The sequence below is a fragment of the Brevibacillus centrosporus genome, from assembly GCF_003710815.1.
In the GTDB taxonomy this organism is placed as follows: Bacteria; Bacillota; Bacilli; order Brevibacillales; family Brevibacillaceae; genus Brevibacillus; species Brevibacillus centrosporus.
Genome location: NZ_RHHP01000037.1, coordinates 1 through 23,837 on the forward strand (window position 1 = coordinate 1; position 23,837 = coordinate 23,837).

24 protein-coding genes and 1 pseudogene are annotated in these 23,837 nt (G+C 46.9%); 17 read left to right on the forward strand and 8 right to left on the reverse strand.

What is annotated here, in order from left to right:
* Positions 1 to 154: 154 nt before the first annotated feature.
* The 8 genes and pseudogenes from EDM55_RS24160 to EDM55_RS24185 form a co-directional block, all read right to left on the reverse strand.
* Complete coding sequence (locus EDM55_RS24160; protein ID WP_122961560.1) at positions 155 to 1,225, reverse strand: Ger(x)C family spore germination protein; 1,071 nt, start codon at positions 1,223 to 1,225, stop codon at positions 155 to 157.
* Positions 1,222 to 2,286 carry a GerAB/ArcD/ProY family transporter gene (locus EDM55_RS24165; protein WP_122961561.1) on the reverse strand — a complete coding sequence of 355 codons (1,065 nt, stop codon included), beginning with the start codon at positions 2,284 to 2,286 and terminating at the stop codon, positions 1,222 to 1,224. The genes EDM55_RS24160 and EDM55_RS24165 overlap by 4 nt, the downstream gene beginning before the upstream one ends.
* A 3-nt stretch (positions 2,287 to 2,289) precedes the next feature.
* A complete protein-coding gene (locus tag EDM55_RS24170) occupies positions 2,290 to 3,609 on the reverse strand; it encodes a spore germination protein (RefSeq protein WP_170184330.1) in 1,320 nt (439 codons plus the stop codon).
* Between the two features lie 147 nt (positions 3,610 to 3,756).
* On the reverse strand, positions 3,757 to 4,872 hold the full coding sequence (locus EDM55_RS24175) for a M20 metallopeptidase family protein (RefSeq protein WP_122961563.1): 1,116 nt from the start codon (positions 4,870 to 4,872) through the stop codon (positions 3,757 to 3,759).
* Between the two features lie 133 nt (positions 4,873 to 5,005).
* Complete coding sequence (locus EDM55_RS31320) at positions 5,006 to 5,152, reverse strand: hypothetical protein (protein WP_258957618.1); 147 nt, start codon at positions 5,150 to 5,152, stop codon at positions 5,006 to 5,008.
* A gap of 2 nt (positions 5,153 to 5,154) precedes the next feature.
* Complete coding sequence (locus EDM55_RS31325; protein WP_311133302.1) at positions 5,155 to 5,412, reverse strand: sodium:solute symporter family transporter; 258 nt, start codon at positions 5,410 to 5,412, stop codon at positions 5,155 to 5,157.
* A gap of 67 nt (positions 5,413 to 5,479) precedes the next feature.
* Positions 5,480 to 6,328, reverse strand: a pseudogene (locus EDM55_RS31330) (sodium:solute symporter family transporter); the annotation flags it as partial.
* Entirely contained in the window at positions 6,325 to 6,567 is a 243-nt protein-coding gene (locus tag EDM55_RS24185) for a DUF3311 domain-containing protein (RefSeq protein ID WP_122961592.1), read from the reverse strand. The pseudogene EDM55_RS31330 and the gene EDM55_RS24185, both read right to left, overlap by 4 nt.
* On the opposite strand from EDM55_RS24185, the gene EDM55_RS24190 reads away from it, so the two are divergent.
* The 17 genes from EDM55_RS24190 (at position 6,497) to EDM55_RS24270 (ending at position 23,751) form a co-directional block, all read left to right on the forward strand.
* Positions 6,497 to 7,357 carry a sigma-54 interaction domain-containing protein gene (locus tag EDM55_RS24190; protein ID WP_259676106.1) on the forward strand — a complete coding sequence of 287 codons (861 nt, stop codon included), beginning with the start codon at positions 6,497 to 6,499 and terminating at the stop codon, positions 7,355 to 7,357. The two genes, EDM55_RS24185 and EDM55_RS24190, sit on opposite strands and share 71 nt — an antisense overlap.
* 188 nt (positions 7,358 to 7,545) lie before the next feature.
* Positions 7,546 to 8,214, forward strand: a complete 669-nt coding sequence (locus EDM55_RS24195; protein WP_122961564.1) for a TetR/AcrR family transcriptional regulator — start codon at positions 7,546 to 7,548, stop codon at positions 8,212 to 8,214.
* Between the two features lie 287 nt (positions 8,215 to 8,501).
* Positions 8,502 to 9,602 carry an amidohydrolase family protein gene (locus EDM55_RS24200; protein WP_092267311.1) on the forward strand — a complete coding sequence of 367 codons (1,101 nt, stop codon included), beginning with the start codon at positions 8,502 to 8,504 and terminating at the stop codon, positions 9,600 to 9,602.
* Between the two features lie 20 nt (positions 9,603 to 9,622).
* A complete protein-coding gene (locus tag EDM55_RS24205; protein WP_170184328.1) occupies positions 9,623 to 10,045 on the forward strand; it encodes a Rieske (2Fe-2S) protein in 423 nt (140 codons plus the stop codon).
* Positions 10,046 to 10,357, forward strand: a complete 312-nt coding sequence (locus EDM55_RS31495) for a RidA family protein (protein WP_373863269.1) — start codon at positions 10,046 to 10,048, stop codon at positions 10,355 to 10,357. It begins immediately after the preceding gene.
* Between the two features lie 33 nt (positions 10,358 to 10,390).
* On the forward strand, positions 10,391 to 11,746 hold the full coding sequence (locus EDM55_RS24215; RefSeq protein ID WP_122961566.1) for an MFS transporter: 1,356 nt from the start codon (positions 10,391 to 10,393) through the stop codon (positions 11,744 to 11,746).
* Between the two features lie 161 nt (positions 11,747 to 11,907).
* On the forward strand, positions 11,908 to 12,456 hold the full coding sequence (locus EDM55_RS24220; protein ID WP_122961567.1) for an NADPH-dependent FMN reductase: 549 nt from the start codon (positions 11,908 to 11,910) through the stop codon (positions 12,454 to 12,456).
* 176 nt (positions 12,457 to 12,632) lie between these two features.
* Positions 12,633 to 15,047 carry a hypothetical protein gene (locus EDM55_RS24225; RefSeq protein WP_122961568.1) on the forward strand — a complete coding sequence of 805 codons (2,415 nt, stop codon included), beginning with the start codon at positions 12,633 to 12,635 and terminating at the stop codon, positions 15,045 to 15,047.
* On the forward strand, positions 15,004 to 15,351 hold the full coding sequence (locus tag EDM55_RS24230) for a hypothetical protein (protein WP_092267301.1): 348 nt from the start codon (positions 15,004 to 15,006) through the stop codon (positions 15,349 to 15,351). The genes EDM55_RS24225 and EDM55_RS24230 overlap by 44 nt, the downstream gene beginning before the upstream one ends.
* A 175-nt stretch (positions 15,352 to 15,526) precedes the next feature.
* The gene (locus tag EDM55_RS24235; protein ID WP_092267497.1) at positions 15,527 to 16,402 is read left to right on the forward strand and encodes a radical SAM/SPASM domain-containing protein; all 876 of its coding nucleotides are present in this window, start codon (positions 15,527 to 15,529) and stop codon (positions 16,400 to 16,402) included.
* 60 nt (positions 16,403 to 16,462) lie between these two features.
* Positions 16,463 to 16,909, forward strand: a complete 447-nt coding sequence (locus EDM55_RS24240; protein WP_122961569.1) for a HEAT repeat domain-containing protein — start codon at positions 16,463 to 16,465, stop codon at positions 16,907 to 16,909.
* Between the two features lie 176 nt (positions 16,910 to 17,085).
* Positions 17,086 to 18,087 carry a LacI family DNA-binding transcriptional regulator gene (locus tag EDM55_RS24245; protein WP_170184327.1) on the forward strand — a complete coding sequence of 334 codons (1,002 nt, stop codon included), beginning with the start codon at positions 17,086 to 17,088 and terminating at the stop codon, positions 18,085 to 18,087.
* A gap of 7 nt (positions 18,088 to 18,094) precedes the next feature.
* Entirely contained in the window at positions 18,095 to 18,910 is an 816-nt protein-coding gene (locus EDM55_RS24250) for a Cof-type HAD-IIB family hydrolase (protein WP_122961571.1), read from the forward strand.
* Between the two features lie 38 nt (positions 18,911 to 18,948).
* Positions 18,949 to 20,064: an ABC transporter substrate-binding protein gene (locus EDM55_RS24255; RefSeq protein WP_218033684.1), complete on the forward strand. Its 1,116-nt coding sequence runs from the start codon at positions 18,949 to 18,951 to the stop codon at positions 20,062 to 20,064.
* Between the two features lie 63 nt (positions 20,065 to 20,127).
* Positions 20,128 to 21,828, forward strand: a complete 1,701-nt coding sequence (locus EDM55_RS24260) for an ABC transporter permease (protein ID WP_218033683.1) — start codon at positions 20,128 to 20,130, stop codon at positions 21,826 to 21,828.
* Positions 21,828 to 22,949, forward strand: a complete 1,122-nt coding sequence (locus EDM55_RS24265) for an ABC transporter ATP-binding protein (protein WP_122961572.1) — start codon at positions 21,828 to 21,830, stop codon at positions 22,947 to 22,949. Before EDM55_RS24260 ends, EDM55_RS24265 begins: the two co-directional genes overlap by 1 nt.
* Before the next feature lie 16 nt (positions 22,950 to 22,965).
* Positions 22,966 to 23,751 (forward strand): inositol monophosphatase family protein, encoded by a 786-nt coding sequence (locus EDM55_RS24270; RefSeq protein WP_122961573.1) that lies wholly within the window; start codon positions 22,966 to 22,968, stop codon positions 23,749 to 23,751.
* The last annotated feature ends 86 nt before the right edge of the window (positions 23,752 to 23,837 follow it).

The window sequence follows — 23,837 nt, forward strand, 5'->3', positions numbered from 1 at the left end:
CGTTGATTCTGCTTTTTCGATTGCTTATACTTCATTGTGGAGTACCTCCTGTACGGGTAATTGTTCTTTGGACGGAACGTTTCCCAGTTTACAGAAGGTGCTTTTTTTATTCAAACCCCAAATTCATTCATTACAGGAATGGCTCCTTTTCTATTTACTGTCCTAAACGTACATTCCCTGTGTTTCGAATAATGACATCCGTCTTTAAATCCATGATCAGCTTTTCATAAAGCTGGTCTTCCCATAAATCAACCTGATCGGGTGCGAGCTTGCTGCGGAAAATGACACCAGTCATGAAAATGTCAGCCTTTTTACTGCGTGCTGTGCCAAAAAGCTTTTGAAAGCGATCTTCCAGGAGCTTCTCCAGCTCCAGCTTCAAGGTGTTGGTGTTCAATCTGGTTTTCTCGTTAGCCTCAACGACAATCGCTTTCAGACGCAAGGTGCTAAATATTTTAGGTCGATCCGAGACCCAGGATGTTCGATGGCTTATTTTTGCATCGACAATTTCAAGACTAGCAGAGGGAGTAATTTCCACGATCCCGCTGGTAAATCGATCCCGAAATAAATTATATAAAAAGGTTTCGTCTGTTGAGATCGTGCCTACCTGCTTATCGTTGTGGAAGATAGCTGAGCCTTCCATTTCAAAAAGGGTCTCTGTACCTTCCTTGAGTAGAGGGACAGCCATATCTACCGTACTTGCTTGAATATCTCGGTAAGCTTCCCATATGTAGTTCAGCGAAACGTTGGGTGTCCAGCCAGCATTGGGGCTAAATAAATCCAGCATTTCAATTCCCTTTTCTTTCCGTAAATTCTTTCTGCTTTGCAGCAACGTGTAGATGTCTCCTTTGGCAACGGCAAGAAGGGCCTTTGATTTAATCTCACGCGATCGAATGGCATATTCAATTAACTCTTCAATCCCTTTTTTCGCGAGCTCTTCACTTACTATGATGAGGGTGAGATGCAAAACGTCGATACTGCGCTCTTCATTCATGCGAATCTTATCCAGGGCATCGCTGATCGTTTTGGATTTGGCGTGTACCGTATGAAAATCCTTGCTTTGTGGATCGGGAATTCGCAGGCTCACAATGTAGGTTTTTTTATCCTTGTCCAGCTCCACACCCATGATGGCAGGAAGCAAGCGCTTATCAATCGATTTTGCGTCCCAGCATCCTGCGAGCGGAAAAATAAGGAGCAGGCTCAGGAAAACCAATGTAAATTGCTTCATGTGAGATTGCGCCTCCTGTAATAAAAGCCAATTCCATAAATGAGTAGGGGGATGAAGATAATGCAGTACAAGCGTAAGGGCGTATCCAAGGAAATGAGCCAGTCAATGGTTTCCCAATCAGGCACCAAAATACAAATGACATAAGCGACCCCAATAATCACCCAGCATATTTTTGTTCGAGATATGGAAGTGTATAAATTTACTGTGAGGGTGGACATGATCCAAACCATAACGGACGTGTTCACATAAATGAAAGAGACAGTTGCGACCACATAAAACATAGTGATCCGGTCGAAAAAAAGCCACTCCAAATTCACAGTATCCAGTGCGACGGGAATCGGAAAACGCAGCTTCTGGGCTGTATCGGGAGCAAATGTCAGTATGGGAATATAGACGGCCAGCAAGTAAAAGGGAAGCAAAAACAGCATCGCTGCGTAGAGGTATTTCCGTGTCTGGGAGACGGCAAAGCTCAAGTATCTCGAAAAAATGCCTAAACTTAAAAAGGGAGAATGAGCCAACAAGCTTTTTAAAAAATGCTCGTCATACCAAAAAGTGGGCACGGGTTCTATGGGAAAGAAGAAATGGATGTTGATATTTTGAAAGCAGGAAAACAAAGAAAATAAGATGAGCGGCAAGATGGTGATCATCAAGGCAAAGGAGCCGCGCAGAATCGTTCGATGGCCATGGATGGCAACAAATAGAGGGATGATAAATAAGAGAAGCAGTATGGCCCAGATCGGTGTCGTCGGCAAGAAGATGATGGTTAATAGTTCGGCATGACTGCGGATTAATAATACAAAGCTCATGAAAAAATAGACGAGGAGAGGGAGCAGAAGCAGTCTAGCCCACCAGGGACCGCATCTGTTTACGATACTGGTAATGTCCTCTTTGGGAAAAGTAGAGAGGCCAGATAGGTAAAGGAACAGGAGCAGAAATTCCAACAAGAATCCGGTAATAATATATAGCCAGTGCCCAAAATGGGAGACTCCTATAATATCACTAGGGTATAAGTAAAAAATCACACTGAGATGAATCGCGATGAAAACTACCGACAATCTCATTTTTTACTCATCAGTCCCTTCTGCTCTCATTCCCAGGCCTAAAAATGGAACTTGAAATGAGGTAATGCTGGCAAAGTAAAATAGAGTTCCGACTAATCCAGCAAGGATTCCTAGAACACCAAATATCGATCCTAGCAGGACGTTACAGTATTTGAACAGGCGAATCATCAGGGCATTCTGTGTACCAACGAAGGTGTAGTTGGAAATGACGGTTGCGGACAGGACGATAAGGAGTAGGTTGCTCACGAGCTGCGCCTGAACAGCGGCTTGACCCAAGATAATCCCACCTACCATGGTAATGGTGGGACCTACTGTTTTGGGGAGACGAATGCTGGCGGATACAATCATTTCAATGACGATCAGCATCAATATCATTTCGATAATGGCGGGATAGGGTACGCCTTCTCTGCTCTTGGCTACGGATAAAGCCATTTCGATTCGAAACAGCTCTGGATTGATGCTGACAAGCGCGACGTATAGACCAGGGACAAGCAAGGAGATGATGATGCCGATGATTCGCAAGGCACATAGCGTTACAACAATGGTTTGCGACATGTTTTTGTCTGAGTCAACGGTCCATAAATCCGATATGATAGTCGGAGTGACCAGTGCAAAAGGCAGCTGATCCAGGAGTAATACAACTCGTCCTTTCAACAAGAGAGTAGAAGTATCTTCCGGCAGCTCCGATGTGAAAAATAGAGGTACTGGACTCCAATATCGTTGTCCCAAAGCTTTTGCTAAATCCTGGACGCTGTTTATTTCCCGGTTCTTTCGAGCTTGTAATAACGCGAGAATTCGCTTGGCGATGGACTCGCCTGGAGTATTAGGCAGGTAACAAACAGCGATTTTTCGCCTCGATATTTCTCCCATGTCCATCTCTTGTATGTTTAAGCGTGATGACCGCAGATGCTTTCGCAGAATTCCGATGTTGTACAGGATGCTCTCCGTAAATGCATCGGAAGAACCTTGAATAGAGGTTTCACTTTCTGGACTTGTGACCGAGCGCTCCAGCTGCCGCATTTTCGGTTTGAGCACAAGGCTGCCCGTTGCATGAAGAATGACCAAACGCCCTGTTAAAATGGCATTCTCCAGCTGATCGATGCCGACATTGATCTCAGCATCAAGTGGCTTCCAGGACTCAGGGGATACGTTCAGTTCTCCCATTAGTTTTTTTAGCTCTACGGAAGCGGCGGTGTCCACTAAGGTGTCTAAATAGCAGATGAGGACCTCCACACCACACATCTCCGAATACTCGCTTTTAAAGTCTGAGTTGTTTTCGAATTGACGGATGAGGTGATGATCCCGCATTTCACGATTGTCCATGTGGTTCTCCATTTGAAATAATTTAGAAATAGCTTTCCCGAACAAAGAGAAAATATATGCATTCTTTTCCAGCAAAAAACCCATTGGTCGACCGCAAAGTGCAGTTAACAAATGGGCGATATACAAAGTTTGTAGAAACAGATGAACCTACATAGTAGCTAGCCCTTTAAAAACCTCTACTGCCGTCTCCATAATATCGTCTCGGAAATCGTACTCGTACGTATGAACGTGCGGATAATCTTCCCCATTTCCGATATAGCACATGGCCCCTTTTGTCAGCTTCGTATAATGTCCGTAGTCTTCCGAACCGCGGAAGGCTTCTTTCATTTCCACGAGTGTGAGTCCTTTTTCCTTTACGACTCTTCTGATTTTGTCCGAGCTTTCCTTGTAATTGATGGTTTCCGGGAATACGTCGTTGTAAGAGAAGCTGACCTTCAGACCGTAGATTTCGGCTTGTGCCTGTGCCAGGGTCTCCAGGTTTTTCTGTAGCTTCTCCAGCTCTACCTCGTAGAGCGCTCGGATAGTCAAGAGCAGGTCGCCTTTGCTTGCTGCGATGCCGAATGCCCGTTCTCCGATATGGACCTGAACAACCGTGCAGAGAACCAAGCCCTCATTATTCTTTGGCGAGATGAGCTCAGGGATCGCATCGATCACCTTGGCGATTGCAAAAGAAGGATTTTTCCCCGTTTCGGGCTGACTGGCATGAGCAGGTGAGCCCTCCATATGGATCGTCATTCCTTTGGACGCACAATGGGCGGTGCCATCGATCACGTTCACCGAGTTGTGCGGCATGCCACTCATGTTATGGTAGGCAAAGATTTCTTCGATGTGATGTTCCTCGATAAATACAGCGCATTCGGCAGCGCCGTCACCCGTTTCCTCTGCGTGCTGGAAAAGGAAGAAGATGTTTTTGTCCGCGCCCTTTTGGTCGACCTCCAGAGCAAATCCGGCCAGTGTAGCGGAGTGGCCATCGTGTCCACATTTGTGAGAGACTCCCGGAATCATGGATGCATGGGGGAGATCGATTCCTTCCTCCATCGGAAGCGCGTCAAAATCTGCGCGGAAGGCGATGTTTGGCTTTCCTTCCCCTGCGCGATAGATCGCATAGAACCATTTTTCTCGATCCACAATTTCCAGACGGGTGTGCGTTTTTAGAAAATCGATTAAATGCTGCTTGGTCCATACCTCATGATTCGAAACCTCCGGATGCTGGTGCAATTCATGACGCAGCTGCACGGCTAATTCCAAATTTTTCTTTTCCATCGTAAGCCTGCCTCCTTTGTAGTAGAGGAAGATCGCGAAAGGCGATGCCCCCCTCAAATAAGATTCGTGCCGTTACTGTTTCGGTAGAGACCTCTACTATTTCGATGTGATCTCCTAAAATCTTCTTCTCCTCTCAAATCGCGACGTCCTTTGGCTTGGTAATCGAGCTGACAATCAACATCGTAACCAGATTCAGGATGAGAATGAGCAGGCCGATGTTGATGTCTTGAATGAACGAAGGCATGGCTGGAAAGAGCGCCGCCGTTGTCATATTGGTCATGCCTACGTAGATGGCCAGCAATAGGCATTTAGCGTAAAGTACAGGACGACAAGAGCCAGAAGCAGTGTAATCCCCTTTGCCACCTTGGCAAGCTGCAGATCAGAGGAAGCTGGCGCAAAAGTCGCGTAGACGTTTTTCGTCAGCATCGAAGAGGCAGCGATCAAAAGAACGGAGCAAGGTACCAGAGCGCCTAGTAATCCGGCAGCACCGATTAATCCGACAAACCACGGATCGAAGGTTTGCAAAGCAAGCTTGATCAAGCCCAGATCGCCTTCCGCACCTTTTAATCCGGGAATGCTCAGTACCGCCGTAAACCGCTACCATGATGGAGAACAGCTGCATCAGCGAATACAGGGGCAGCATCATGGAGTTTCTGCGCAGCGCCTTGTCGCTTTTGGCAGAGAAAGTAGACAAAAACGCATTTGGCCACATGAAGAAGCCCACGGTGCTAAGTACAACAGTAGAGATAAACCAGGTCACACTCATGCCAACTCCCGGCAAAGTGAGAAGCTGGGGTTTGACCGCGCTGACACCTTGCAGCATGGAGGCGATCCCGCCGTGATAGTGGTAGGGAAGATAGATACCGAGGAACACCAGAATCCCGAACGTCAGCACGTCCTTGATCAAGGCAACCCGTGATGAACCGTGCAAGCCGGACAGCATGGTATAGATGACTACGGCAATGGTACCGATCCAGATCGCCATGGTAGGGCTAATACTACCGTACGAAGCGACGGATACGAGAATGCCTAGGCCTTTTAACGAAATGATCATCAACGGAATCATGGAGACGACCCCAACTAACGTAACCAATCTTCCTAGCAGGGGACTGTCGTATTTTTTCGCATAGAAGTCGGATTGAGAAATGAGGTTGTGCTTGGAGCCGTAGCGGCGGATGGCAGGCAGGAGCCAAAATCCTACCACGCAGCCTAGCGTAATATAGGTCATGAAATACATGGCGGAGACACCACTGTTGTACCGAAGACCGACCAACCCCGTCAGGGAGAACGTGGTGAAAAATTCTCCTGCGAGCAGGAAAAACGTAATAATCGTTCCCATGCCCCTGCCGCCCAAGGCCCATTGCTCAATGCTCTTTTGCTGGCCTTTGCTGGCGCCAATGGCCCAATAAATGCTGATCAATAGAAATCCGAGAATGACAAAAATAGATGCATTCATTGGTTTTCCTCCTCATCCTTGGAGTAGTGGACTTTATAAATCACAGAAAGAATCAGCGAGGATAGGACGACCCACAGCACGATCCAAAATGGCAGAAAGGGAAGACCAAGCACAAACGGTTCAATGCGGTTGGCGAACCCCAATCCGCCCAGGAATCCCAAGAACGGGATGATGGCAAGCCAGTTATACCTCAGTGATCGTAGCGACAAGCCGTTTGTCCACCTGAACTGCGCCGCCATTCCCGAAGCCCTGATCGAGTCTGAGCTGTTCGGCTATAAAAAAGGTGCCTTTACCGGTGCGAATCAAAACGGCAAGACAGGTCTCATCGCAGCGGCAGAAAACGGTGTGCTGTTCCTGGATGAAATCAGCGAGCTGCCTTTGCATCTGCAGTCAAAGCTGCTTCAGTTTTTGCAGAACAAAACCTACATCCCCGTCGGCGGCTCTCAGGTACAGAAGGCGGATGTCCGCATCATCGCCGCCACCAATACCAACCTGCTAGAGCTGACCAGAACCGGGCAGTTTCGTGCCGATTTATTTTACCGGCTCAACATCCTGCCGCTCAACATCCCACCGCTTAGGGAACGCAGGGAAGATATCGTCCCGCTGCTGGATTTTTATTTGAAGAAATACAATAACAAATATCAAAAGGACCATACCTTGTCCGGCAACCTCACCGATGTTTTCTACAACTACGACTGGCCGGGGAATATTCGGGAATTGGAAAATCTGCTGGAGCGCTTAGTTATTACCGTTGAAAACAAGGAAATTGATCTGCGGGATCTACCAGATAAAATTCGCAATGAACAGTTGGGGCAAATATCTTCCCTGCATGCTTTGCCAGCCAACCAGACCTTGACCGAATACCTCAATCAAATCGAGAGGGAGATTATCGAGGAAACCTACAGACAGCTGCAGAGCACGAGAAAAGCAGCAGCGAGGCTTGGGGTAACGCAAGCCTATATCGCACGGCGCTTCAAAAAATACAAGCTGAAGGTCGTAGAGGAAAAGGATTTGACGACGATGGAGTGAGGCAAGGAAGCGTGGCATTGGGGAAGGCACAACTGGGAGTCAGGCCGGTTGTGCCATTGACGTAATGGGGATATGTACTTGCGTAAGGGAAAACTGCAAAAGGGAACCCCATATGCTATACTTGGTTTTACATATTTTACTCGCAAAGCAGTAAAGAATGGTGAATAAATGGTGAATGGGGATTATTCATGAGTCGAAGCCGTAGTTTATCAGAAAAGCAAATTAACCGAATGTTCAAGTATTTTGTGGAAGCCACTATTAAAATTATAGAAGAAGAAGGCATACAAAATGTGACGGCAAGAAAAGTCGGTGACGTTGCAGGATTTAATGGTTCAGCGCTATACAGGTATTTTGATGAGCTTTCTCATCTGGTGTTTTTTGGGTGCATCAAGTTCATCCAGGCATATTTTCTCGATGTTCAAGATTACATCAGTAAAGGGAATAACAGCGTAGAAAAATACCTGTTAAGTTGGGAGTGCTTTTGCGAACATTCGTTTAAGCAACCGGATATTTATCATGCGTTTTATGTTGCAGACTTAGGAAAAGACCCTCATGAAATGCTGAAAAAATATTTCTCGCACTATCAAACCGATCTGATTGGCATACCAGAAGACATCCTCCCGTCTCTCCTAGATCCGAGCTTAACAAACAGAAGCAAAGCTATTCTGCAGAAAGCGGTTAACGAAGGATTGCTAAAGAGTGATTTTGTAGAGGAAATCAATGAAATAAATGTCCTGATATGGAAGGGAATGCTTACGACCTTTATCAATAACAGGAGTATTTATACCGAAGAAGAGGCTGTAGAAAGAGCTATGCATCATATCAGGATGACTACATTAACATTTGGGGGAAAGTGAGTTTCCGTGAAGAGTAGACAAGATCTACTCTTTTTTTTGTGCATAGATATAGTTGATTTTATAAAAAAACATGTTTTTTATAAAATTTAGTTTTTTATAAAAACGTGTATTGACTGAAAAATCTGATTCGTTTTATAATGAGTCCACAGATTCAAGGTAAAAAATGGTTTTGTATGTAAAACGGAGGTGAGAGGTGTCGGAAGGAAATAAAAAACCATTGGGAGACAACGGTTACTTGCGAGTGGGGATAGAGAAATTCGAAAAAGACTAGAGAGAGGTGTTTTGCATTGAACGACCATGCAACAGATAGGAATCAATTGATTGATTGCGATGTTCATAACTTCTTGGGTGATCTGGATGAGCTGGTGCCCTATTTAGATTTGTCCTGGCAAAAAATGATGAACATAGGGAAATTCAAAAAGGACTCTGTTTTAAACATCGGCTCCTTTCAATTCCCGCATGTTCGCTATTCTCATGCAAGCAATCCGCTCCGAACAGATGCGATTACGCCTAGTGGCGATTATCCAGGGACTGATCCGCAGTTTTTGGTTAAGGATTTGTTTGAAAGATACAACACCACGTATGGAATCCTCAATGTGGGCCACGGAAGCATGAGTGCTTATCATAATATCGATCTCACTATCGCTTACAGCACAGCTTGTAACGAGTGGATGTACGATAAATGGATAAAGGCTGATCCGAGATACCGCATGACAATGGTTTGTGCCCCGCTCGATCCAAAGGCTACGATAAGCGAAATGCAACGAGTGGCTCACCGTCCTGAAATTGTTGGCCTCAATTTGCAGAATGTGAACATTCCTATGGGAAGCCGACATTTCTGGGATATTTATGAGGCTGCTGAGCACTATGGATTACCCATTGTCCTTCATCCGGACACGGAAGGATCTGGTGAATATTCCCCTAGCCAGTTTATTGGACCGGCCTCTACTTACATGGAATGGCATACTACGTTGGCGTTGGTAGCTCAAAGACAAATAGCTAGCTTAGTGTGCGAAGGCGTATTCGAGAAATTCCCTAAACTAAAAGTGATCTTTATTGAATACGGTTTCTCCTGGTTACCCTCAGTTATGTGGAGAATGGATAAGAATTGGAAAGCACTCCGGGAAAGTGTGCCATGGTTAAAAAAGTTGCCTAGTGAGTATATCAGAAGTCATATTCGCCTCGGGACTCAACCAATCGAGGAACCCTTTAAACCTGCGGATCTTATCTCATTAATCCAAATGGTCAAAGCTGAGGAAATGCTATTATTTTGCAGCGATTATCCCCATTGGGACGGAGAGTTTGACGAAAGAGCTTTCGTGCACTTTCCGCAGGAATTAAAACGGAAAATTTTTTATGACAACGCACTGGAATCGTATCGCTTTTAGAGAAGATGGGGGTTGATAGTGTGGAAACAGGAAGAATCAGTGCATACAAGGTAGAGGTCTGTTCTACTGATCAATTGAAGCCTAGCCAGCGAAAGCTAATCGAAATTAATGGCGTGGAAATTGCTGTTATGAACGTAGAGGGAAAGCTTTACGCGTATCGAAATGCTTGTCCTCATCAAGGGGCCCCTATGGTATACGGTACTGTGACCGGAACGATGCTGCCATGCAAGCGGGGAGAGTATACGTATGGCCACGACCAGGAGATTATCCGCTGTCCTCTGCATAGCTGGGAATTTCATTTGACGACAGGAAAGTCACTGTTTGACCCATGCAAAGTATCGATAAAAAAGTACGAGGTAACCGTTGAAGATGATACGGTCGTGATTTATTTTCATAAAAGACCAGAGAAGGTCAGTGAAAAAGAAGTGAGGTATTTTGTCTAGCTGGCCAATCAAAGAGATTGGAGGAGAGGAAACCATGCAAAAACAGGCAGCGTGCTATTTCCGAACCAGATGGAGAAACAAACGATATTGGTATTGCAATATATCTCAGAGATATTGGACAAAGCTGGTTCATCCCTAAATAACATTTTGAAAGTAAACGCCTTTCTGAACGATATGAATGATTTTCATAAATACGATACGGCTTACGCTAGTTTCTTTGGGACGGAGCCTCCTGCTAGATGTAGCATCGGTATCGGGCAATTTCCCCTTGAAGGAGTATGTGTTGAAATCGAATGTATTGCTTTTTGCTAAGCGAATTCAATCACACATGAAAAGAGGACCGGTATGACTGAAACTGCGAATAAAATTACGATCGACAATGCACCATTAAACGCATTTCATTTGAAAATTACTGGACTTACTTTTGGCGCGAATTTTGTAGAAGGATACGCCATCGGGATTATTGCTATGGCTCTTACTGCTTTAAACACGGATATGCAGCTGGGTCCTCTATGGCAAGGACTGTTGGGGGCATCTGTGCTCTTTGGAATCTTCATCGGGAGCATATTTCTCGGGGGGCTATCCGATCGCGTAGGTAGAAATAAAATATTTGCTGCCACTTTTGTTATCGTCGCTATCGCTTCCATCCTCCAATATTTTGTAAATGACCCACTCTCTTTATTAATATTGAGAATAATCATAGGGATCGCTCTCGGCGGAGATTATTCCGTAGGGACAACACTGCTAGTAGAATTTGTTCCGAAAAAACATAGAGGGGCATTAATCTCGTCTCTAAGTGTTGTGTGGACAGTAGGTTATGTCGTTTCCAGCTTCGTTGGTCATTATTTGGCAAACTACGGTGAGGATGCGTGGAGGTGGATGCTTGTAAGTACTGCGATTCCATCGATTCTCGTACTTTTGCTGCGGCTGGGTACTCCTGAATCTCCCCGATGGTTAATCCAAAAAGGCAGAAAAGACGAAGCGCTGTATATCCTCCAGAAATATATCCATCCAGCTGCAGTGATCGACGAGACGTCCATCGATGAAGAAGGGGAGCAGTATACGTTTCGCTCATTATTTCAAGAAAAATATCGGAAACGAACGTGGTTTGGATCATTATTCTTTGTTTGTATCGTCATCCCTTATTTCGCCATCTATACGTTTCTTCCCACCATCGTTGAAAAAATTGGGTTCTCCGATGGTTTTTTTGTAGAAAATCTTCTGAACTCGTTTCTGATCGTTGGTTCCATCGTAGGCATCTGGTTTACGATTAAGTTTTCCCGTAGAGGATTTTTAATATCTTTCTTCGCTTTGCTTGCCGTCTCTTTATTTTTATTGACCTTGTCCCCTAGTGGTTCAAATGGAAGCATGATCTTTTTTGCTGTCTTTACGTTTTGCCTATCTGCTATTTCTAACTTGTGTTCGCTCTACATCTCAGAGCTGTTCCCTACTCAAATTCGCGGATTAGGCATAGGCTACTGTATCTCTTTTAGCAGAATTGGATCCGCCATCTCTACATTCTTACTGCCTATAGGAATGGTTTCGCTTGGAATGAATATCACTATGCTATGTTTGGTCGCTGTACTCATCATCGGGATGATGATTTCGATCGCCTGGGCACCGGAAACGAGCAATCTTAACCTGAGTGAGGCAAGTAAAGGAGGTTCAGGCAGTTCAAAAGAGGGACGTGTCATTGTTTAAGGTGTTGAATGAAACAAATGCATGATAATAAAGTCTATGGAATGATGGGTACGAAGTGTATATATACTGGCTAAGAATAAAAATTCATGCAGCCATTCTAAAATGACCCTGATGTAAATAACGTAAAGTAAGCTAATAACTTTACATCTGGAGGTATGAGGATGGCAAACCAACAGCTGAAGATCGGCATTATCCTGGGAAGCACTCGGCAAGGGCGCGTGAGCCCGCAGGTTGGCCAATGGGTCAAGCAAATTGCGGAAGGCCGCGGCGATGCTGCGTACGAAGTGGTGGATATTACGGAGTACAAACTGCCTTTCTTTGGCGAAGGAACCGGACAAGAGCCTGGACTTGCTGCGTGGAAGGGAAAAATTGAAAGTCTGGACGGATTTGTCTTCATTGTTCAGGAGTACAATCACAGCATCACCGGTGCCTTGAAAAATGCGCTGGACTCGGCACGCGATCCATGGTTCAACAAAGCGGCCGGCATCGTAAGCTACGGTTCTACAGGCGGTGCACGAGCTGCCGAGCATTTGCGGGGAATATTGGGTGAGCTTTTGGTGGCGGACGTCCGAACACATCCTACCTTATCCTTGTTTACGGATTTCGAGAACTTTTCGGTATTCAAGCCGTCGAGTCTTCACCTAACCAATCTGGGTGGCATGCTGGATCAGGTGGTAGCTTGGAGCGGGGCGTTGAAGACGCTTAGATAACACAGGGAATGGCGATTTCCCAAGAGCAAGGAAGCAGGGGCAAAGAGCTCCCGCCACCTTGCTCTTTTTTGCGGGAGAGATGTACAAGATGAAGTCTGGGTTGTTTTTTAAAATAGGCAATGTATCCTAGTACAATAGAAGGATAATTATTCATCAAAGATTCACTGGAGGAACAGATGATTGAGGACGTAAGGAAAAGGCTTCGTTCAGGGGAGTATAGCATTTATGAACGGACGGGTGGATTTGACTTTAGTGATCGCTCGATAGTAGGAACTCACACGTTGTACATCTCGAATCAAGGGACGGTTTACGCACATGATACGGGTGGCATCTTTGGAAGTGAACGTACGGTTACCTATGATGCGCAGTCATTAGGGGTGAAGGTTTCTCCATCCAGCTACTTTATGACATTGTCGAACACAGCTCCTTATCATGCTTTACGCTTTTCATTTACGGTTGATTTTAACGAATTCACGAAAATGTATGCCTTGTTGCCAAGGGAATGCTTCCAATGGGACGCTGACGATTTTTGTTTGTATAAAAAAGAATCGGAGACGGCCTTTCTTCCAGGAAAGATCAAGGTAACGGACACGATGATTCTGCTTTCGTCGGAGCAAGGGTACCCCAGCAAAAAATACGAGCTGCCCATGCGCAGAATCCGTACGGTTGAGGAAGTGAGTTCATCTGTACTCAAAATAAACGGGCAATTTGCAATAGATGAACAAGCTTGTTCAAGTTTTGAATTGTTTCTTCCACAAAAAGAAATCGTCACCAAACTCGCAGGGCACAAAGGGAGAAGTGTGTTTGATGTAGTGGGAAATGATGCAGAGCTTTATCCTGTCTATTTAGAGCTAAGCGGCAAACCGATCCCGCTTACCCTGGCACATTCCGAAGATAAACTATCGCTGGTGAATGAAAACTCGCTCCAAGTGATCAAGACGTTTTCGAAAACGCAAGACAGCTGGTATTACAATAAGCAAGATCAGCTGGCCATCGTCCTCGGGGAAAAGCCATTTGTTTTCGTTGTGGAAGAGAAAAGGACGGAGGCATTTTTTACGAAAAACCTTTACTCTGACCAGCATCGTTTGTTGGTTGGGACCTATTTGTTAAACGGTACCTGGTTGGGGATTCCTTATGAACAAGAGCAGGTTGCTATCTTATCTACGAAAAATGGTGTGCAATTTTTTAGCAGAAGCTCCCTGGCACTTTCAGAAGCAGTATCTCTTCACAACAGCGTCGGTATCGTAGATGTAGACAAGCTTATTGTGAAGCACGATTTTGAGGGAATAGCACAAATATGTATGCTCCAAGCAGAAGGCCAGTATGATTTTGCAGCTTTGGCGCTTCCATTTTCCAATCCGAGTGAACATGCAATTGGATATGATGATTCTGGTCAACCGTTTTGGTTTATCCATGGTGCAAGCGGCGTTACTTTCTTTTCTACTAGCGAAAAGCATAGAGTAATTACGAACGAGGATATTCAGGAGATTTCTGTCGTAGAGAGAGAAGAGGACTCTTTATTTACGGCAATCCAGATCTGTACGAAAAAAGAGAAGAAACGAGTAAGTGTTCCGACAACGTCAGTTGGAGAACTGATTCAAAAAACATATCTGCACGCGAAAGCACCGCTTGTACAAACTGTGCCTGTGGAGCAATTGTATTTAAGCTACGCTCGTCACTCCAATGACTATCTAAGCTATGATTTGTTTGGCCAGTTATTTGCCATTCAGGAAGGGATACGGGAGATTACTGCGACTAATGCAAATAGGGATTTTCGAAATCTGGAGATGATCAACTTTTTGTACTATGCGATTCAAAGTCAAAAAAGGAGATTAGATACCGTTTCAATCTATCTGCCTGCTTTTTGGGAACGGGAGGATCGCGCGCTGTTTCCTTTTCCGGTTCAGCAGCAGCCCTATCGCCAGCTGCAGCGAAATTTGACCAGCTTATCCGCACAGATTAGACATTCCCTTAGTGAGGTTGAGAATGCTCTGTCTGCTGTTTCATCCTTTATAATTTTGAAAAAAGATATGGATGAGTTCATTAAGGAGAAGACCAAGCGCGGTAGAAATGCAGCATTGGCGGTAGGGGGAATCGGACTGGCGCTGGCACCTCTCACAGGTGGAATCAGTTTGGTTTTGCCTGGGGTTTTTATGGGTATCAATACGTATATGAATGCAGCTGACATGAAGCGCATAGAAGAACTGAAACAGTCCAATGAAAATCTTCGCCTCGACTTCTTTATGAGAAAAGCGTTGGATGCCTATGAGCATTTCATGTCTACACTTGTGCCGTATTACGTATCCGAGATGAATCAGTCCGTTACTTCCTTTTTTCAAGAGCTTGCCGTGCCTTACCAGGGTGTACTCGGCGACCCATCCGTGAAGCAGAAGCTGCTCGGCAGAATGGCTGAGTATTATACGTTTAAACAGCTGCCGATTGATGATAGTGTACTGACGAAGAAAGAAGCCTTGGTTGAAACCGTTCAAGGCTCCCTGTCTCTAGCGGACGAGCATATGCAAATCTTTAAACAGGAGGTCACCTACCATGTTCCAGAATCCGTTGCGGTGCCAAAACTTTCAGGAAAATGATCCCTTTTCTACTTTAGGCAACAGTGCGACTCCTCCGTTGATGGAAGGGGAGGTCATTGCGTCTTCCAATCCGTTTCACCAGCTATTTACCGCTGGTGTACCGTCATTCGATCACACCATCAATCCCGAACAGCATTTCGTTCATCCGCATTGGGTAAACGGGTACGAGCGTGCAGATGGGATGCATGTCGACGGATATTGGAGAGATGGGGATGGAAATACCTCCCATGATCTTCAGGCAGAAGACGGTGGTGGATACGTACAAACCAATCCCGATGGAAGTATATTCAACAACTTTGGCTGAAAGCAGAAAATTGTCTAGTGTAGCGGAACCGCAGCTCAGATCTGCGGTTATGATTTCATCGCTGCATCTCTCCAAAAAGCACCGTTACCCGTAAAACGGCTCCTATGATACTATGAAGGTTATGATCGTAAACCAACAACCTCCTGTCACAGGCAGCCGGAATGGGGACAAAATCTTGAAAACGTTCAAAAAGGTTTATATAGAAATTACCAGCGTCTGCAATCTCTCCTGCAGCTTTTGCCCGCCGACTGAGCGCGCGAAGAGCTTCATCAAGGTCGAGGACTTTGCGAAAAGACTGGATGAGATCAAGTCGCACACCAACTACATTTACTTGCATGTCAAAGGCGAGCCGCTCTTGCATCCGAAAATCGACGAGCTGCTGGATATCGCTCATGAGAAAGGCTTCAAGGTCAATATCACGACGAATGGAACGCTGATCGCAAAGAATCGTCACAAGCTGCTGGGTAAACCGGCGCTGCGGCAAATGAACTTTTCCTTGCACAGCTTCGACGGTCATGAAGGCTCTACGAACCGCGAAGGATACCTGCGGGAAATCCTCTCCTTTGTTCGTGCTGCAGAAGAATATAAAGTCATTTTCTCGTTCCGCCTCTGGAATTTGACGCAGGACAACGCTACGAACTTGCAAAAGAGCAGAAACCGCGAGACACTGGAGATCATTGAAAAAGAGTTTGGCTTGGATTACAGGATTGAAGAGAAGGTCGTGCCGGGCAGCGGTGTCAGAATCGCCGAAACCGTTTATTTGAATCAGGACATTGAGTTCCAATGGCCAAGCCTGACTGCCCCTGAGGATGACGGTAAAGGCTTCTGTCATGGGCTTCGCACGCAGGCGGCGATCCTTGAGAACGGGACGGTCGTGCCATGCTGTCTCGATGGCGAAGGGGTCATCGATCTGGGGAATATCAATCAAGCATCCTTTTCTGATATTATCAATGGCGAGCGGGCAACGAATCTCATCGACGGCTTTTCACGTAGAGAGGCAGTCGAGGAGATGTGTAGAAGATGTGGGTATCGTCAGCGTTTTGGAGCGTAAAAAGTAGTGTTGCTCACAGGAGAGTGGGGAATACTGGTAGAGAAGAGGTACTAAAGGAGAATGAGCAATTTGCAAACGAGTGAAATAACAAACGGGTTTCCCCCTCATTTTGAGGATCTGAAAAAGTCTGCGAACCGAACTTCTAATTGGCGGGAGCGTTTGGAAGCAGTGGAAGAGCTGGGCAGATGGAGAGATCCCCAAACTATCAATCTATTAAAACGGTTGTTGATCAACGATTCCGTTTACAAGGTTCAAGAGGCAGCCTTTCAAAAGCTCCAGAACTTTGGCGAGGATGTTGAGCTGCCGCCACAGAAAAAAGGAGATTTAATTAAAGGCACGACAAAAAGCTTGGTTCGGATCAAGAAAAGCTTGCCAAAGGGGCATACGTTTGAAGATTTTAAAGAGAAGCTGCAAAAAATGAGAACCGATATCTATGATGCCTACGAGGGTGAAAAAGGAACGGATTTTGAGAAGTGGCTGGAAAGTACGTGGGCTTCGATGGAATAAAGACGAGAGGGTGGAGGGATGCCAAGCGCATTCTTTCCACCCTTTTTTTGCCGATTATTCTGTAAATTTAAAAAATAATTGACTTGGTAACATTTGGGGTGTTAGTATTTCGGTAACGTTACCGAAAACGTTCCCGGAAACCTTACCAGAAAAAATCAGTCATGGGAGTAGACCAAATGGCAACTATCAAAGATGTAGCAAAAGAGCTAGGGATTTCTGTATCCACGGTATCGCGAGCCCTCAATAATCATCCTGATATTAAAGAACAGACCAAAAAAGAGATCTTGGAGGTGATGAAGCGGCTGAACTACACGCCGAACGCTCTGGCACGAGGATTGATTCATAAAAAGACGAACACGATCGGCCTGATGATCCCGGATATTGCCGACCCCTTCTTTTCCGAGATCGCCAATGGAGTAGAGGAAGTGCTTACCGAGGTAGGGTATCAGGTGGTGTACGGCAACACCATGCGGAATCCGGACAAAGAAAAGCTCTTTTTATCGAGTGCAAAAGAGCGGCAGATGGACGGGCTGATCGTGACGCCGAACTTCATGGACGAAAAATTGCTTGAGCAGTTTCAGCGATTGCAGATTCCGGTCGTATTCCTGCGCCGTCGCTCCCCTGAGGGCTTGGCCGCACCGTTTGTGGATGTCGATCATTACAAAGGAGCTTGCATGGCCATGGAGCATCTGATCGGGCTGGGACATCGTCATATTGGATTTATCGGCATGCCGGAGTTGTCCTTTTTGGCTGAGCTGCGCTATCAAGGGTATGTGGATACGATGCATGCTCATGGATTGACGCCCAATCCGAATGCGATTACGCGAGGCGGGAGAACGATTGCCCACGGACGGGAAGCCATGTCTAGAATTTGTGAGCAGAACAAAGACCTGACGGCGATTTTTGCTGCCAACGATTTGCTGGCGATCGGTGCTTTAGAATGGCTGGCTATCCAGGGGATTCCCGTACCGGAGAAAATGTCGGTAGTGGGCTTTGACAATCTGGAGGTGGCAAGTCTGCATTGGATCAAGCTGACGACGATCGCTCAACCTCGAAAGCAAATGGGGGAAGAGGCAGCACGCATCATCGACCGGATGATCCGGGAAGAAACCTATCAGGCGCAATCCGTCTTTTTCGAGCCCGAGCTGATACAGAGAAACACCTGCAGGGAGGTATGACAGAACTTTGCGCACGATCATGATTGTTACCGATATGGACGGCACACTTTTGACGGCAGATCAACAAATTAGCGAGGAAAACCGAGCAGCAATTAAACGGTTTCAAGACGCGGGGGGAATGTTCACGCTGGCAACGGGGCGGATGGAGGCATCTGTACGGCCCTTCATCGAGAAAATAAGACTGAATACTCCGATGATTCTGTACAATGGTGCGAAGATTTACTGTCCGGTTACCCTGACAGCTCTCTATGAACAAGGGTTGCGGCTTCCCCGGCATGTATGGCAGTGCTATCTCGATCTGTTGCAGGAGGATGTCGGGCTGTTGTTGTACCAGCAGGGCAAAGTGTACACGCCTTGGGTCAATAAGATTGTGACTGAGCATGAGAAAAAGGACAGCGTGATTTGTGGAGCCTTGGAGCACGCCAGTCTGGATGAAGAAGTCACCAAGCTGCTGATCATCTCAGACAACCCAGAGCGATTGAAGCAGTTTGAGCTAGCGACAGTAGCTAGCGGATTACCTCTGGACTTTGTTTATTCGGAGGTGAACTACCTGGAGATTTTACCGGAGGGTGTTTCAAAGGGAACGGCACTGAAAAAGCTGGTTAGCTTGTATCCCTTTCCGATCTATACGATTGCTGTTGGGGACAATCTGAACGACGTGACGATGATTCAAACAGCTGACAAAGGGGTCGCAGTCGAAAACGCTCATCCAAAGCTGAAAAAAATAGCCGATGAAATCACGGTACATTATGAACAGCATGCCATCGCCAAAATCATAGACGATTTACTAAAACAGATAGAGAAGACAGAGCGCTCATCTTAATAAACCGAATTGAAAACGGTTACAGGGGGAACGTGTTCATGAAAAAGTGGGTAAGTACCGTAGGGTCTCTCATGATGGCAACGACGCTTGGATTGGTAGGATGTTCATCTGGAACACAGGCACCCAAGCAAGAGGCAGGAGGCACCTCACAGGTGGCATCGACTCCAGCATCGGCAGCACCCGCAGCACCCGCAGCACCTGCATCAAAAAATTTGACGATCTACACGGCGTATCCGGAACAGGAAGCTGTCGTGTACATTGACGAGTTTAAAAAAGCGACAGGAATTGAAGCGAAATTTGTACGTTTGTCTGCCGGAGAAACCTTGGTGAGACTCCAGGCTGAGAAGGGCAATCCTCAAGCGAGCATCTGGTATGGTGGACCGTCGGACACGTTTATTGCAGCAGCGAAAGAAGGGTTGCTTGAAAAGTACAAGCCCCAGAATGCCGATAAAATTCCCGAAAACTTTCAGGACAAGGACGGCTACTGGTCGCCTGTTTACGTAGGAGCTCTAGGCTTTGCCGTCAATTCCGACTGGTTGAAAAAATCGGGAATTCCCGCACCGGAAAGCTGGGATGATCTGTTGAAGCCTGAGTATAAAGGGAACGTCACGATGGCTCATCCGGGCTCCTCGGGTACTTCTTATACGGTATTGGCGACGCTGGTCCAAATCATGGGCGAAGACAAGGCGTTTAATTACTTTAAAAAGCTGAATGAAAACATTCGTCAGTATACGAAGTCGGGATCAGCTCCTGCCAAGCAAGCCGGACTGGGTGAGACAGGAGTAGGAATCTCGTTCGCCCATGATATTTTGGCACCGAAAAACGAAGGATATCCTTTGACGCTGTCCTTTCCCAAAGAAGGAACCGGCTATGAAGTGGGCGCGGTTGCGCTGATCAAAAACGGCCCCGCAGATGAAGTGGAAAACGCGAAGAAATTTATCGATTGGGCGATCACCAAAGAGGCGCAGGATCTCTATGAAACGTCGAAATCGTTCCGTTTGCCAGTGAATCCAGATGCGACCGTTCCAGAAGGCGCTACCAAGCTGACTGACCTGAAAGTCATCAATTACGATGCGGTTTGGGCCGGAGAGAATCGCGATGCCCTGGTGAAAAAATTTGAGAGTCAGGTTCGCGGCAAGGAAGGGGTCAAGTAGTTTGATCAGGTCAGGAGGGCTTCTGCAAAAGGGAGTCCTCCTTTTAAAGAAGGAGGGGTATCGTTGCAAAGAGGAAACACAGGTATTGCCTTCCAACATCAGCTGAAAACGCAACGAACGCGACTGAAAATGCTGAGCAAGGAGCCGTGGCTGCTCGGGATCATCATTTTGCTGTTCATCTCGCTGTTTTTGTTTTCCGTGTATCCCATCCTCCAGGTATTGAAGCTGACCGTATATGATGAAACAGGCTTTCAATTTGACAAGGTGGCAGAAGTGTTGAACGCCCATTTCTTTCAAATTTTATGGAACAGCCTGCAGCTGGGGATTCTTTCCGCGGTTTTCGGTACGGCGATCGGATTTGTATTTGCCTTTGCCGTGACGCGTACGCAGATGCGAGGAAAGAAGTTCTTCCACCTGATCGCGATGCTGCCGATTATTTCACCGCCCTTTGTCATGGCGCTTTCCATGATCCTGCTCTTTGGTAGAAACGGGATGATCTCGAGCGGTCTTCTCGGCATCGAGGATTCTGATATTTACGGATTGACGAGTCTGGTCGTGATCCAGACGCTAGGCTTCTTCCCGATGGCGTACCTCAACCTGCGGGGCGTGCTCGAATCGATCGATGGTGCTTTAGAGGATGCGAGTCTCAGCCTAGGTGCTTCGAGGTGGGAAGTGTTTCGGACAGTGACGTTTCCACTGGCTCTGCCTGCCATTTTCAGCTCGCTTCTGCTTGTCTTTATCAAATCGATAGAAGACTTCGGCAATCCGATGGTCATTGCAGGGGATTATTCTACCCTGGCGGTTCAAGCTTACTTGGAAATTACGGGCATGTATGATTTGAAGGCAGGGGCTTTCATGGCAGTCGCGATCTTGTTTCCGTCCCTGCTCGCCTACATGATCCAGAAATATTGGCTTTCGAAAAAATCGTTCGTGACGGTCACGGGCAAGCCTTCTCAAGCCTCGAAAGGAATCGGTGACAAGCGGATTGTTTGGCCGTTGTTCGCCTTTTGCAGCTTGCTTACAGGGAGTGTCCTGCTATTTTACGGAACCGTCGCTTGGGGAGCATTCGTGAAGGTGTGGGGAGTCAATTACACGCTGACGCTGGATCATTTCAAGTACATTTTCACACTCGGCCTGGATTCTGTAAAAAACTCGTTGATCATGGCAACGGCATCAACGCCAATCACCGCTTTGCTCGGCATGCTGATCGCCTATCTGATCATCCGCAAAAACTTTGTGGGCAAGAAGCTGATGGAATTTTCCACGATCTTGACCTTTGCTGTACCGGGCACAGTTGTGGGGATTGGCTATGTTCTCGCCTTTAACGAAAAGCCACTGCTTTTGACCGGAACAGCTGCGATTTTGATTATTGCTTTTACCTTCCGAAATATGACAGTCGGTATAGAAGCCGGGTCCAACAGCCTGAGACAGGTGGATGCGTCTATCGAGGAGGCATCGACGAGCTTGGGCGCGAACAGCTTAACCACGTTTTGGCGCGTATCCCTGCCTTTGATGAAATCCGCTATGTTTTCGGGGCTGGTTTACTCCTTTGTCCGGTCAATGACGTCGATCAGCGCTGTCATTTTCCTGGTCTCGGTGAACTGGAATCTGATGACGGTTTCCATCCTGTCTCAGGTAGAGTCGAGTCGCCTTGGGGTAGCTGCCGCGTATTGCTTGATCCTAATCTTTATCATCCTGATCGTGATTGGCTTCCTGGAGCTAATCGTCAATCGTTTGGGAAGCTCGAAAAGGGGGGCGCATTAATGGCATTGGCAGAGAGAATGGAAGAGACACTTTCCACGAACTCCTCCTCGGTAAGCATGCGAGATTTAGTCAAAACCTATCTATCCGCAGCTGGAGAGGAGAACTACGCAGTCAAGCATTTCTCACTCGACATACAGCCGGGGAAGCTCGTCACACTTCTCGGACCATCGGGCTGCGGCAAGACAACAACGCTGCGAATGCTCGCCGGATTTGACATTCCGACGTCCGGGCAAATCCGTTTTGGTCAGTCAGATGTGACCTTTACACCACCAAATAAAAGAGACATCGGCATGGTCTTTCAGAGCTATGCACTCTTTCCTCACTTGACCATTTATGAGAATGTGGCGTACGGGCTGCAAATCAAAAAGGTGCCGAAAGAGGAATTGAAGACGAGGGTCAACCGTGTGCTTGCGCTGATGCACTTAGAGGAATTCAAAGATCGGCTTCCCTCTCAGCTGTCGGGTGGACAGCAGCAGCGGGTAGCTCTCGCCAGAGCTGTCGTGACCGAGCCCAAGGTGCTGCTTTTTGACGAACCGCTCTCCAATCTGGATGCCAAGCTGAGAGAATACATGCGGGATGAGCTGCGCAAATTGCAGCAGCGATTGGGAATTACCAGCTTGTACGTGACTCATGATCAGGCGGAGGCGATGGCGATTTCCGATCAAGTCGTGATCATGACCAAAGGCGTCATTCAGCAGGTAGGTTCTCCGCATGAGATTTATACGAAGCCAGTCAATCATTTTGTGGCCGATTTTATGGGGAAAGCGAACTTTCTCACAGGGAAGATCGAGGGCCGGGAAAAAGACGCCTGGATCGTCTCGCTGGAAAACAACCGCATTCTCGTAAAAGTCGATAGGAACATTCCGGTGCAGGTCGCAGACGCGGTTGACTGTGTGGTTCGCCCCGAATTCTTTACACTCGATGAGGAGGGCGAGTTTACAGCGCGATTAACGCGAGCTACTTATTTGGGGACGTACGTGGAATACGAAGCCGTCCTAGGCAATCAAGATGTCACTTTCGTAGATTACGCCCATCATCAGCACGGCTGGAGAGAAGCAGGCACAGACGTCAAGCTTCGTTTGAACCAGGAAGCGGTTCGCATCATCCCGGCCAGAAGCTAATCGGAAGGAGGATCATATGGGATTCTTGCAGGTAGCTTTGGAAACAGCTGTGGAAACAGGAAAAATGATCAAGGAACGTCAAGGGAGCAGCGTCATCATAACAGAGAAATCTTCGCCCTATGATCTCGTGACCGAGGTAGATCAGGAAGCAGAAAAGATGATTCGCTCGCGGCTTACCCAAGCCTTTCCCGAGCATCAAATTCTGGGAGAGGAAGGAGTGTACCAGGGCCAGGTAGTTTCTTTGGAAAACGCCGAGTACGTCTGGCTGGTAGACCCGATCGACGGGACGAACAATTTTATCAAAGGGCTTCCGGGGTATACGGTATCGATTGGTTTGGCATACCGTGGAGAGCTGATCATCGGTGTCGTCTACGATCCGACTACGAAAGAGCTTTTCTGGGCAGAGAAGAACAAGGGAGCGTATCTCCATCAGAAGCAGCTACAGGTGTCGACTCTATCTAAGCTAAATGAAAGTACGGTGGCTACCGGTATTCCCTCAGATATCCATCAGCATCGCGCGCAAGTGTTGCGTCAGCTGCAAAAGCTGGGGCCCCTCTGTCTGAATGTCCGCGTATTAGGTTCGGCAGCATTGCATCTGGTCTATGTAGCGGCGGGGCGATTGGACGCGTTTTGGGAGCCAGGACTAAATATATGGGATACGGCTGCAGGGACGTTGATCGTGCAGGAAGCAGGAGGACATGTCACGAGCGCAAGCGGCGCACCTTTTGACCTAGCGACCAAAGGCGTCGTCGCGAGCAACGGGTACCTTCATGAGTCTTTGCTAGGTCTACTGGCAGAGTAATGCTCCCATCACCTTGCAAGCAGTCTTGTCGAAAATCACCCTTCGTAAAAACGGAGCGGTGATTTTTTTCGTCATACTTGTTTTTT